Origin of the sequence: Bacteroides nordii, from assembly GCF_019930665.1 — a bacterium.
Classification (GTDB): Bacteria; Bacteroidota; Bacteroidia; order Bacteroidales; family Bacteroidaceae; genus Bacteroides; species Bacteroides nordii.
In genome coordinates this window covers 5,231,790-5,246,011 of record NZ_CP082886.1, presented here as the reverse complement: position 1 = coordinate 5,246,011, position 14,222 = coordinate 5,231,790, and the positions used below count along the sequence as shown (strand labels likewise).

Below are 14,222 nucleotides of genomic sequence, written 5' to 3'. Positions count from 1 at the left end.
ATTATACAAAGAAAATAATTCGGATAAAGTAAAGTTCTCGTTAAAACGACAAGCTTCCTACCTTGATTCTTGATTTTAAACGCTTTATCAACACCCTGCTTTCCGGAGTCATGTTCCTGCTTCCGATAAATCGTTCTATGTCACTGATATTGACAGGAACCATTGCGCTTGATTCCCAATTCGCATCAGGAGCTATTTTATATTTCTCTATAAGCTCCTGATAGGTATAAGTTTCACTAAACCCTATATAAACATATCCGCATATTTCAAATTCAAACCGTTCTCCGTTTGCAATGACCATAATATCAGTGAAGCCATTAATTGAATTATTTATTAATGCAGAACTACCTGTATCTACTCCAATTTCCTCTCTTAATCCCCGCATCAGACACCTGTTGTAATCAAACGTCCATACTTTCTCCAGTCTGGACTGGTCCATCAAAGAAAAAGTTTCGTCGTACGTGAAATGCCATTGTCCTTCGCAAGCAATACCCTTTCCCCTACAAGAAAACAGAAATTCCATACCCTCGCCCCTATTGAAACAAACAAACCCCCCGATACCTATCGAATTAAAAAAAGGAACGAGCCGATTCACATCTTCGGGCGTCCTGACAACAAACACTCTGGAATTGTACCTCCTTAGTTCCTGATACAATATGCTCATAAACCTGAAAGTAAAGTAATCGGACGTATACAGTTTAAGGCTGATTATTGGAAATTCCCCCACAACAGTCCGGTTCCGGCTCATATGATACACTCCAAGAACCGACCCATTAAAATTGTTCGTACCATCTTTTGCCAGAAAGAACTCAGCCGCTTTCCGGGCGCAATCTTTCAAAAGCGAATCGATATCCAGATTACCGAAATTTTCATGAAGGAAAGTATACAACTTCGCCGTCATTTCCGGATCGGATGTCTTAACCTTCGAATAAGCCCTCTGAGCAGCCACAGGATTATCATTCTGAAGGAATAGCTTGTCAGTCAACGGCTGGACGTATGCTTCGGGAACCTCCCAAACAAAAGTCCGGTTACTATTCGCAACGGTAAAGTTACGACTTTCATATTGGGAAAAAGTAAAATCCACTACAGACACCTCCTCGCTGTCATTGACTGTAAACTCTCGTTTCAGTCCTTCGTCAATAGAGCGCAGATTATTGTTTTTCAACCTATCTAAGCAGAAATTCAGTCCCATCAACAACTTGCCTTCAATTTCTTCTGGAGAATGTATAGCTTTAGGAGAGAACAACATTTTATCGGCATATTTTTTCTTAAACCTTTTAATTCCACTCATTTTAGTATTATTCATATGCTCAAAAGCAACTTCGCCCTCATAGAAATAGAGTAAAACAGGCTTATCCGCATCCATATATCTTTGGATTTCCTCTTCAACTCCTTTGCCAACCCGTGTCCATAAAAAAACAACTAAAGCATCACATTGATTAGTAATCTGTTCGTTGATAATTTCTTGAGGCTTCTTTCCAGACGAAGGGGCTGAGCTTATTTTCCAATGCCGAGGCATTAAGCATACACACCCCTTCTGATTTGCCTGGTTCCATTGCATAACGGCATTAACTATCCGCGTATCAAGTCCGATAGCGTCCAAGTCACTGCACGTTCCTATCATTATATTATATAATGTCACATTCTGTTTTGCCATACTATTTTTTTATTATTCTATTTTGTTTTCACGGGATACCCGTTTTTATCAACTCTCCCGACAATCCGCCCCGGGTTTCCCACAACCAAAGCATATTCGGGAACATCTCTCGTAATTACCGCTCCTGCACCTATCATCGCCCATCTGCCGATGGTAACTCCACATACAATCGTCGCATTCGCGCCAATGGATGCTCCATAGCCAATATAACTTTCACCCACACTCCAATCGGAACTTTTCTTTAAAGTTCCATCTTCGTTTATCGAACGGGGATATTTATCATTCGTAAAAGAGACAGAAGGACCGATAAAAACCCCATCATCAATGGTCACGCCAAAAGGTATCATCACATTATCTTGAATTTTAACTCGATTACCTATTTTTACCCCCTTATCAATAAAAATATGACGATGGATTTTACATTCCTCGCCAATCTTCACGTCGGAAGAAATTATAGTATACTCTTCAACAAAAGTATTTTCACCTATCAAGACAGTAGGGTCAATTTTTGCTTCATTGGATATCATATTTATCAATATTAAATATTTTATTATAATACACTATTTCATTATCATCTATGAATATAAAAGGGTACTTCCGGGATGAACAGGAAGTACCCTTTTGCCTAAATACAATCAGGCCATCTGGTAGAGATGAAATATAGCAGCCTGATTGTTGAAATTACGGCTTATCGCAAGAAGTAATTTCAGAAACAAACAATATATCATATATTTATTATTACTGAACTCATATAATTCTATCGTTTTCTGACGATCTTCAGATGAATAATCATCATTAAATTTCTGGTTGATCAAATAGAGAGACTTCAACGGGGAAGTCTCTCTATTGATAAGACCGCAATATTAAATTGTCAGAGAACGCCTATATTATAATGTCGGTTCCAAAGTAATAGCAAACTCATCACTTAATACAGTACCATAAGTATAAGTCACTTTAATTTGAACAGTAACCGTTACTTTTTTAGCCAAGTTGTTTTCTTTCAAATGGAATTTACCGTCGTTAGCAATCTCAAAACTTGAGAGTGCCATAGCGTCACCATTTTCAAGTACAGCTTTCTTGATGACGTAACGGACACCATCTGTCAAAACATACTCATTTCCACTATTAGTTCCGCCAGTCAAACCATAAGCAGTACCCCAAGCAGGAGAAGTAACAATCTTACCATCTTTTATGACAGGGGTATTAAATCTATCTACCAAATTAACGCCTTTGAAAATAGGCAGTCCTGCATGTGATTCAATACCGGCTTTTCCATATTCCAAAGATGTAGTAGGAATAGCAATCTTATCTGTAATCGGATAAGTCATTGTAACATCAAATGTTTCAGTCTGAGCTACATGTGTTCCAATTATAGCTGTAAACTTAACTCTGAATTTACTCAAATCCACATTTCTTGTAAATTTAAGAACACTATTACCGTTGCTACCACTAACTATTGATATACCAGCAGGAAGTACTGATACACCGTTAGGAACTAATTCATAAGTATATGAAACACCAGAAGCGTAAACTGGTGAATAAACGTAACCGGTCTTGAGATCATGTTCAATATAATAAGGAGCACCACTTACATCAGGTGTATAGTTCACAAAATAATCTCCATCAGTTGTCCAGCGCTCTTGATTATGGCTCCACAATTGCTTAGCAGTAGGATAAGCAAGTTTCAAAGTAGCTTTCAATACAATCTTACCGTAGAGACCAGTGTTATAGATTGTACTCATTGCATAAGTCTTACGCTCTGCATTTGCAGGTAAAGCAACTATGATCTTATCACCAGCAACATCGAACGTGAATGTAGGTTCAGTAATTCCAGCGTCATCAGCACCTATCTTATGCTCAATATTTGCTGGTAATGTACCCTCAATTGCAGCCAATATTTCTGCAGCAGTAGCACCATCAATAAGATTATTAGTAAACTTAGAAGCTTTCTCTGCTTTGATTATAAATGTTTGAGCTCCATCCGAAGAAGTATTCTTCCAAACAAACTCACCTTGAGCATTTACATCGAAATAAGTATCAGAACCACTTTGAAGAGCGGCTTTAGTAATAGCACTATAATCGATAGTAGCACCAACATCGTTCTTAACAATTTTATAAGTTACATCGAATGTCTTTTCAGGTGCCGATGATCCAGTAGTACCAAAGATATCATTATCAGCCAATTGAACTTCCAGTTCATTATCCACTCTGTTGATATCAATTGGACTAATCAATTTCACAGCAGTATTACCTACTACTTCAAATCCCTTACCTTTAATTTCATCTTTATTAGCTTGCGACAAAGATCCGACTTTAACCCAAGTACCACTACATTTTACTGCATATATTACTAAATTTTGTGTAAATCCACATTGAGCCAATGTCAAACTACCAACACCATAGTCTACGTTTACAGTTAATGAGTTAACTGCTTTTTCTGCAACATCAGTATACAATATGGTTTGATTTGCAGCAAGAGAATATACCTGTGATGTAATATCTTTCACAGATACATTGAAATATTCAGTAGTAATGTCATTTATCGGTTTGGTATCTGGAGTTTCTGCTGTGCCATACTCTTTCGATGTAGAAAGTTTTAATGCAACCGGATAATAACTTGTAGAACTGGTAGCAGCCAAATTATTGCTAACCTCTGCCTTAATAACAATTGTACCTGCATCTGTTCCGGCTTTAACCTCCGTAGCAACCAATGCATTCTCACTTGTAGCTCTTGATTGAAGTGCATCTTCTTTGTAGAATGAGAATATTCCAGGATTAGCAGTTCCCAATTTTACTAATTCTGCAACTTTATCAATCGGTGAAATACGGAATTTCATCTCTACTGTACCGTTTTTATTGTCTATTTTATAAACAGGAACGATAGCATTACCACTGTTATCTTTATACTGAGGAACAAATACAATACTTTGGATACGTTCCAATACAGAATTCAACTCCTGGTCTATCTTATCAACTTTACCTGTTACATCAGAAATTGCAGCCTCAATAGCAGTTTTGATAACAGCACTGTTCTCCAGCGTATTCTGAATCTGCTTAGCAATAGCTGCATCAATAGTTCCCTCACCTTTCGCTGCAAGTGCATCTGTAATCAAATTACTTACTTTCAACTCAAGATCTTTTAAATCCTTAACCAAACCAGATTTCTCATCACCTACAGTCTCCTTCAAAGAATTGAGACTGGACTTTAACGCATCGTAATCTGTTTTATCAAATGTATCAAGTCCTTCTAATGTCTCAATACGTGTAGCAAGCTCAGCATCTGCCTGTGCATATTCACTCTGCAAACTACTTACGGCAGCTGCTATATCACTGGTAATTTGTGAAATAATAGCAGTGCTCAATGTAGAATTGGCTTCATCAATGTATTTCTTTACAGCTCCTACTTCTGTTCCAAGCCCATCAAGTCTATCCTCAATGCCGGTAATGGTTCCCTGAATACTACCAATGGTACTCAAAGCGCCGTCAATTGCTGTCTTATTAGCTGCAATATCAGCCTTTACAGCATTAAGATCTGTAGCCGGTTGATTTTCCAATTTAGTAATACGCTCTTTCAATGCAGTAATATCTGTTTCCAGTTTACCGATCTGAACATCCATCTGTCCTTTTGCTGTTTCCAAAGCAGTAATTCTACCAACCAATTCAGCTTTCACAGCAGCCAGATTAGCAGCAGTTTCTGTTTTAAGAGCATCGGTAACAGCTGTCATTTCCGACTTCACCTTCTCGATATCAGCGGCTACGGTAGCTGCATCAGCTTTCTTTGCAAGATCTTCCTGCAATTTAGTTATGCTTTTCTGAATCGGATCAAGTGCAGCTGCTATTTTTGTATCAACCCCAGCAACACTTTTCTTTAACTCGTCGATAGCTGTTGACAATGCAGCAACTGTAGTTTGGTCAGCCTTACCTGCCAACACAGTATTCAGACTCTCAACCGTATTTTCCAGTTTACTGATTCTGGTAGCAAAATCCGAATCTTGGCTCTGCAATTTCTCTATCGTCTTTTTCAACTCGTCAATCACCGACTTGTCAACCTTGTTTGCCTTCAAATCATTAACGGCAGTTTCCAAAGAAGCCAAAGCAGCTACTTTATTAGCCAAATCAGTACATTTCTCATTCAGCTCTTTAATAGCTGCCTGATAAGTAGCCTGATCCACCTTTCCGTTCACCAGACTGGTGAGAGTCTTATCTGCTTCTTTCAATGCTTCAATGTTGGTCTTAATCTCAGCAATAGCAGCTTCCATCTTAGCATTTGCGACACTCAGATTGCCATTGGCATCCTTCAGTGATTGCAATTGAGATGCTAAATCTGAAATAGAAATAGACTTCAGCGCATCAACCTGTTCTTGCAGCTTATTGATGTCATCGTCGTAATCCTTGCATCCAACGAAATTCGTAGATGTAAAAATCAGCGTTCCTAAGAGCGCCACAGTTACAAACTTTTTTCTCATAAGTTAAAAAATTACATTAATAATATATTATTAAACACTAAGTTTCGTATATGTCGCTATTGTGTAAATTCTTCCCAAACTGCTACTCATCAATCATTTAAAAGTTGGACGACATGTATTATCAATGCCGTTTTTTTAGTAATTTAGCCGTAGCATAGCCCTATTACGGCGCAAATATCAAACATTTATTTGATATAACAAAACAATTAATTGATTATTTTTTTTAATATAGTATGGATATAATTGATAGATTACAAGAAATAATAAACTACTCAGATCTGAATGTTTCTTCTTTTGCAAAAAAGATAGGCGTTGTAGATCAGACAATTAGAGGAATAGTTGTACAAAGGAGAAATAAGCCTGGATTTGATATTTTGGCCAAGATACTTCAAACATTTACTTGGGTCGATGCAGAATGGTTAATAACCGGAAAAGGAGAGATGATCAAGCAAAAAACAACTACGAAAACAGAGAACAGTCCATCATTAGCGGAATTAATTCAATATCTACGGGAAAAGGATTTAAAAATCGAACGATTGATAGAAGAAAAGACGGAGTTGAAAGTAAAATTTGAAATGGCAAAAAAAATAAATATACAGAAAGAAGAACAGAGTCACGCTCCGTGCATTCCACAAAATAAGATGAGTCAGGATATGTAATTATTACCTGATTCTATCAGAAGGATTGTAGCGTAAACAGAAAAGCCTGCATTTTTCGAAAAAATGCAGGCTTTTCTGTTATTCAATTTGCTCCACCTTGGCCGCCATCACCACCTTTTACGTCATCATTCTCAATGGTACGCGCAGCTTTTTTCACACTGGCTTTCAGCTCACCAATCCGATAGCTTACACTCACACCGAAGCGCTGGCGGGAATATCGGTAATTACTCTCCTGCCGGAAATTATCACCATTCACTGTATTCTCATTCTTCATATATTTCTTTAAGAAATTGCTGGCAAAAACACTCACTGTCAAACGTTTCTCGTTAAGAAAAGAACGATTCACACCAATGTTATAATCATAATAACCACTGCCTTTACCTTGCAATGAGACATAAGGAGTACCTCCCATCACATTCAGACTCAGACGGATATCCAAAGGAAGTGTTTGCTGTATACCACCATATGTAAATAAATTCCAGCCACTGTTTTCCAATCCCTGAGAAGGACTCTTCATCCGGGAGTAATCGCCCCAAAGATTTACATAAACACGGGTTTTAGGTGAGGCATTCCAATTGACATAACCACTCAAGCCAAGACTACTATTCTGCCCCGAATTCTGATAAGTAGAATAAAGTACCTCTTTACCGGTAACTTCGTGTCCTGCAGATTCTTTCAGTCCCGGAATATCATTTTCGTTTCTCAATGTCGTAATCTGCTCTATACCATTATTATTGAATGAATAGTTAAGAGACATATTAATATTAAACTTTTGTGTAAAATTACTGTAGCTAAGATTGAAAGAGTGACTCTTTTCGCTCTCTAACGAAGGATTTCCCTGACTGATATAAGAGGGATTTGAATCATTCAGATATGGATTCAAGAAGCGGATATTAGGACGCCAGATACGCATATTGTACCCAACACGGATATTCGACATTTCTGTAATCTTAAAACCAAAACTTGCCGACGGCACCAGGTCGTTGAAATTAACATCAAAGTCTTCTTCCGGCTTTTCGGTGTATTTCACATCCTGCATAGTCCGTTCATAGCGCAAACCAGCCTTACCCGAGAACTTCTTCACTTTAATACCATAACCAACATATGCAGCCAGAATATCGTTCATGTGTTTATAATGGCTACTACGTCCCATATCATACACACCGTTTCCGTCATAACGGTTATTATCACTCTTATTATTACGAATGATATATTTCACACCTGTTTCAAGTGTATGTATTTTGGCTATAGGCGTCGTATAATCTGCCTGGAAAGTATGCTCCGAACTGCTCTGCTTCCCGTCGGAACGCTGACCGGCAAGCATCGTATTTGCATATTCCTGCCAGTCGGGTTCTACATGATTAATTGTATAACCGAATTTTGAGTTAGAAGTATTGGGCCGTGTACTTACCTTATATGAAAAAGTAAACATGCGCTCTTTCACTTTACTCGATATACGCTGATAATCTACATTACCACGGATAGAATACCACGAACCATCACTTTCATTATCACTCCTATACGAATAATAAGGAGGGTCTGAAAGTAACGGATTGGCATTTCTCATCACTTTTTCTTCAAAACCTGTACCGTCATTATTACCGCCATACATGCCAAAGCCCATTGTAATAAGTCTCAATGTATCAATTTCATAACTGGCTTCAACATTGCCGTTCTGAAACCGATTTTTATTTTTGCTGGAACCATTTGCCTCTATCACAGCTTCACCTCCCTCTGCCTGGCTCTGATATTGCACAGAGTTCGAAAAGTTACGCGGCTGATTGTTTGCGTTATAATTATAACGCCCGGAAACTGTTAACTTCTCTTTCTTAACCGTAGCATACAAACCACCGCCACCACCTGTATTGGCTACATTAGCTGTAAAAGTAGCCGTATAGCCCTTAAATCCACTCCCTCCTATCGTCACGATATTAAGAATACCACCTACTCCTTCAGCATCATATTTAGCACCGGGATTTGTTATTACTTCAATATGTTTAATTGTATTGGCCGGCATACTTTTAAGAACATCCACGGGGTTGTCACTCATCATGTTATCCGGTTTCCCATTCACATGAATCTTAAAGCTGCTACTACCATTCACTTTAATGTTATCCTCGCCATCCACCGTCACCAAAGGTACTTTACGAAGCATTTCCAGTACTGTATTGGTTTTAGAGTCCGGATCATCCTGCACATTATACTCTATTTTATCTATATCAGCTTTTACCAACGGTTTCTGTGCAACGATCTCAACGCCCCCCAGTTCATTGGTGGCTTCCGAAGTGTACAAAGTGCCTAAATCAATAATCTTCTCATTCACTTTCACCTCAAAATCTTTAATCACAGTACTTTTTCCTATAGAGGTAATTGTAATCGTATGGATACCCGGCGCAGCATTAATCTTTTCCTGAAACTTTCCCTGCATATCGGTAACTGCCATCTTCACTGCATTATCCGGCTGCAATTTTTTCACAATCCTAATGGTAGCATAAGGTTCACCTTCCAGAGTTAAAGAGTCAAGAAGTACACCTTTTAGTGTATAAGAAGGAGATGTCGTGTTTTGTGCATAGACTGCATTTGATACAATAAAGAGCATCAATAATGGTAGTAACTTGCTTTTCATGTTATTGTCGGTTCTAATTTATAGTTTACTAAGACAGATGTCATAGTCTTTATTTACAGTGTTGCGACAAAAATAGGTAGTTTATTCCCTCTTACGAAACATTCGGAGTTAAGAAAGTAAAAAGAGAGCCGAAAAGATATCAAAGAATACATCTTTAGAAAATAACTGATATACAAGAAACCGGAACTTATAAAGTAAATCAGAAGATTCGATTAAAAAACTTGCCATAAAACACTGATAATCAACAACTACAAGAATGTACACTTTTATCATGTAAGAATGTACACTTTTGCATATCAAGATTGTACACTCTTGACATACAAAAGTGTACAATCTTATATAGTTAAATTGAACTTTAAAAAATTCGCTTCACCTCAGTAGTACTCTTTAATTACACAAAAAGAAAATTCTCTCCCAACCCGAAGCTGCCAATGTAAAACATTACAAACATCCGATCTATTTGCCATAGAGAATCGCCCCGATCTCCGTAGAGTTTCGAGCTGTTTCTCGTAGAGTTTCGACTCGTTTCTCGTAGAGAAAAAACATGTTTTTTCACTCCATTGATTATCAATTGTTTAAGAGAAAGAATCTTTGTTGCATTTTTTCATTAGCAAATAATATACATTCTCACACATTAATTCTTTTTCAAATTCTCAAATAATAACAATCATTAATCAGTTTCCGTATTAGTATTACTTATATATTATCAATCTGGGATGAAAACTCCAACTGAGCATTGTAAGTTTTTTATCAAATATATACAGACTCCTGAGAACAATAAATAAAATCAATATAGGTCAAGTAAAATTAAAGCAATAAGTGTTTTTAAAGTTTTTCTAAACAATTAAAACTGTAATTTGTTATTTAATTTAAAAATGAAAGTAATTAAAGGAGGTAAACAGCTATCAATTTGACATATTCATGTAAGCTTTTCCGCGGTTAATGGCAAAAATTTAACCAAAATGTAATATAAAATAAGATAGCTAAGCTTTGTTTATTCAGCTCAATAATATATCTTTGTTTGCTTTACGGCGAAAATTCAAATTAAAAACGCCTACAATATTAACTTTTATTTATTAAACATCAATGAAGAATCTAAATTTTCTGAAGTTGTTTTTTGGAACAATGCTCTTAATTGCCACAACGGCCTTTGTGAGTTGTGTTGACGATAATGACGACACCGAGGCTCCTTATCTGGAAGTCTCTCCAACAAATCTGATTTTTACTACAGACGGTACTCCTGCCGAAGGCAGCCAATCATCTTTTGAGATTTCGACCAATCGCCATTGGACAGCAACCGTAAAAGATGACAAATCCTGGGTAACTCTTTCTGCAACTGAAGGAGATGGTTCTGCAACGATTCAAGTTAGTATCCCGGAAAATATCACAGATGAGGCAAGCGTTGAAATCCAGATTTCAAATAAAGTAGGTCCATTGATGACAGAAACAGTGAAGATCAAAAGTGGCAATATTGCGCCTGTGGAAGTTATCTATCACGAAACTGTCGGTACAACAACTATCACAGATCCTCCTACTTATGTAGATGCTTATCAAGGATGGACTAAAACGGGTATGGGTGTTGCCGACGTCACTTATTCAGGACAAAAAGCAACAGTGCGTGCATCCGGTTTATCCAATGCCAATGCATATGAAGGTGCTTCAGGCCCCAATGTTGTATTCTTTGGAACATTACCTGCTGACTTCCAAATAAATAATATTACTCTAAACGCAGAGCAAACCAATTTAAGACTCACATTTGGTGCCAGCTATTCCTACAAACCGGAAGGAGCTACTGAATATGATAACACTTTTGACCCGTCCAAATTCATATTATCGTTAAGTGCCGATGGAACGAACTGGGTTCCTGTAAATTATACAAAGAATAATGGTGATGAAAAATCTCCTTACTGGATTTTTGCAACATCAAACTTTACGTTAAAACAAGCTTCTGCAAAATTATACATCAAGTTCACTGCTTTAGCAGCATCTGCTTTCCGCCTTGATGATATTACACTATCCACAGGTAATGGTGGACAAGAAATAGATTTAGGAAATGTTACTCCACCGGAACCGGCAGAAACAAAACCAATTACCATTCCTGAACTTATCGGAATGATGACTACAACGCAAACTCCAGTAGATGCTACTTTCGATCGTACATTCGAAGCTATTGTACAAAGTAACACTGAAGGAGGAAACTATACAGTTAACAACCTCGTTCTCGCAACAGAAGGAGCAACTACTGCAGGCAATGGCATTACACTATTTGGAAGTCAGGTTGATCCTGCTGCACTGCAACTTACCCAAGGAGATAAAGTAAAAGTTACTCTCTATAAAGGTCTTGCCAAAACAGTTAATTATAATGGTATGTACGAAGTAACCGGTTCTAAAGATGACAATTGGGCTAAGGTTGAAAAACTCACCGGTAAAGCAACAATCACCCCGATTATCATTACTGCAGACAAACTTGCGGAATATCAAGGTATGACGGTTACCATAAAGAATGCAACTCCCGAAAATGCAGGAATATGGGGAAGTGCAGACACTCACACTTTCACAGCAGGAGGCTTTACATTCGCTGTATTCTGTAAAGAAGATGCCCCGGCATTTGCCAACCAACCGTTTGTGAAGACAGAAAGCGACATCACCGGCCTGGCAGCAGTTTATAGAAACAACAGCCAGCTTGTGCCACGTACTTTGCAAGATGTTGTAGGTTTCAATTCCAATGATCCTACAATTGTAAAGGTAACACCCGCTTCTGTTAATTTCCCAACAACCGGTGGAACACAAATCCTGGAAGTCGAAATCAGAAACCAAGGTAGTAATACACTCTCGGCTGATGGTTTGAGCGGTATTTTATCTGCAACCGTAAATGGTTCGCAAATTACAGTTACTGCCGAAGCAAATAACAGTGAGACAGCAGTCAACCAAACTTTACTGATTTCGCTCACTAACGGAAATACATTTACCGTTCCTGTAAAGGTAGCTCCGATAGGAGGTGGTGACGGATATACCTTAATATCCACATTAGAAAGCCTTAGCGCCGGAAGCTATTTGATGGCGGGATATGCGGAAAAGAACAATGACAACGTAGATCTGACCCCATATACTTATCAAATGTGGACAGGAGCAATTTCTTCCAAAGATGCCGAAGCTAAATCAAACAGTGATCTCGTTACGGTTTCATACCAATATACAGATAATCAACTGACTCCTAAGAGTGAATCAGAACTTGCAACAACAGAAGTTGAACTTATAGCGGTTTCCGGAAAAGCCAATACCTATTACATTAAGGTTGGCGATAAATACTTATACAATTCAGTAAATGCCACCAACCGGAGACTCTATTTCAAAGACACAACAGACGGAGCCGAATGGGTATTTGCCAACAAGAATAATGGGACAGGTGTCGTGGCATCAAACAATGCAACCTATTTAATGACAGCCTCTGCAAATTCCAACTATCTCCGTTCTTATAAAACAGAGACTCAAACGAAAGTCGGAGTGTTCTTTTTTAAGAAAGAGTAATAAAGTTGTATTTAAATAATTATTCAAGCTACTCTTGGTTGATTCCCAGTCAAGAGTAACTTGTCTAAAAAAGGAAAATAGAAATTTAAATGACATCAATTCATAAATATTATACAGCTGTAATACACACCACCTTACTCACAGTATTAATGCTGTGTGCAGGAGCCTGTGGCAGTGATGATCCGGAAGTATCACAAGAGCCGAATGTTGCTTACTGGAAAATATCTTCGACAGTAAGTTCGTCCGAGGGTTCTTCGGCAATCATCATAACAGGAACAACAGGCATTGAGTGGGACGCAGACGTTGTCGAAGGAAATACCTGGTGTGCATTCAGTAGTAAAGACTATACGAATTCTACCAAGAGCGGTGTAGTAAACAGTGGACTTAATGTACTATATGTATACTACAAAAGCAATACCGGAAAAGAGCAACGTGAAGCCAAAATCTCTTTCCGCTTTGCGGGAGGAGAAGCACAGACTTTCACCTTGATACAACTTGCCGAATCGCAACAAAACTTACCGCCATTCGGAGCTTGGGCAGAACTGCCGGCACCTAAGGAGAATGCGAATTATCAATACGTCACACATTACGGTCCACTAAGCAACAATAAAAAAGTTCGTAATTACTCTATCTGTTTCGATAAGATAAAGAAAGCTGCATTATGGGTAGCATATCCAATACATAATGCCTATTTAGGAAATGTCAAACGTACAGACGCATGGGCTTTTGATCCCATCATTCCTATTGCTTACCAAGCAAACTGCGTAGATAAATCATACAGAGGATCCTATGATCGTGGACACCAATTACCATCGGCAGATCGTTTGGCTACTGATGAATTGAATGCTCAAACTTTCTATATGTCGAATATGACTCCACAATTAGATGAACTGAATCAAAAGATGTGGGCAAAGCTCGAAGCCAGGGTCCGTGGAAACAAATGCTCCGATACTTTATATGTAGTAACCGGTGCCATTTTTAATTCCAATGCAACCACATTTGACGGAGCCGGCAATGTAGTATCACTTCCAACGAACTACTATAAAGTTCTGTTGCGCACCAAAAGTGGTTCGACAGGTAAGGCTATCAAGGATTGTTCGGACAGTGAACTTATCTCTATCGGATTCTGGGTGGAACAGAAACCTTATGGTAATATTGAACCTCCCCGGTCTATTTGTACATCAGTAGCAGATATTGAAGCAAAAACAGGTTTCACGTTTTTCCCACAAGTATCAGCAACTGTAAAACAACAAAACAACCCTACACAATGGGGAATCAACTAATAT

At 38.1% G+C, this 14,222-nt stretch carries 7 protein-coding genes; 3 read left to right on the top strand and 4 right to left on the bottom strand.

From position 1 onward, the window contains the following. Window positions 1-40 precede the first annotated feature (40 nt). The 3 genes from K8P02_RS20160 to K8P02_RS20150 all read right to left on the bottom strand — a co-directional run bounded on the left by K8P02_RS20160 (window position 41) and on the right by K8P02_RS20150 (window position 6,123). On the bottom strand, window positions 41-1,657 hold the full coding sequence (locus K8P02_RS20160; RefSeq protein ID WP_122201086.1) for a hypothetical protein: 1,617 nt from the start codon (window positions 1,655-1,657) through the stop codon (window positions 41-43). 17 nt (window positions 1,658-1,674) lie between these two features. Beyond that, window positions 1,675-2,184, bottom strand: coding sequence for an acyltransferase (locus K8P02_RS20155; protein ID WP_122201087.1), 510 nt, complete (start codon window positions 2,182-2,184; stop codon window positions 1,675-1,677). A 360-nt stretch (window positions 2,185-2,544) separates the two neighbouring features. Next, entirely contained in the window at window positions 2,545-6,123 is a 3,579-nt protein-coding gene (locus K8P02_RS20150; protein WP_155921430.1) for an ATP-binding protein, read from the bottom strand. A 233-nt stretch (window positions 6,124-6,356) separates the two neighbouring features. On the opposite strand from K8P02_RS20150, the gene K8P02_RS20145 reads away from it, so the two are divergent. Further along, window positions 6,357-6,782 carry a hypothetical protein gene (locus K8P02_RS20145; protein WP_002558849.1) on the top strand — a complete coding sequence of 142 codons (426 nt, stop codon included), beginning with the start codon at window positions 6,357-6,359 and terminating at the stop codon, window positions 6,780-6,782. Window positions 6,783-6,864: 82 nt separating this feature from the next. On the opposite strand, the gene K8P02_RS20140 is transcribed toward K8P02_RS20145, so the two are convergent. Then, complete coding sequence (locus K8P02_RS20140; RefSeq protein ID WP_025867085.1) at window positions 6,865-9,408, bottom strand: outer membrane beta-barrel family protein; 2,544 nt, start codon at window positions 9,406-9,408, stop codon at window positions 6,865-6,867. Between the two features lie 1,086 nt (window positions 9,409-10,494). Between K8P02_RS20140 and K8P02_RS20135 the strand changes: the two genes are divergently transcribed. Together K8P02_RS20135 and K8P02_RS20130 are read left to right on the top strand one after the other, a co-directional pair. Continuing rightward, window positions 10,495-12,936, top strand: coding sequence for a DUF5689 domain-containing protein (locus K8P02_RS20135; RefSeq protein ID WP_025867086.1), 2,442 nt, complete (start codon window positions 10,495-10,497; stop codon window positions 12,934-12,936). Between the two features lie 89 nt (window positions 12,937-13,025). Further along, complete coding sequence (locus K8P02_RS20130; RefSeq protein WP_025867087.1) at window positions 13,026-14,219, top strand: DNA/RNA non-specific endonuclease; 1,194 nt, start codon at window positions 13,026-13,028, stop codon at window positions 14,217-14,219. Window positions 14,220-14,222: the final 3 nt, after the last annotated feature.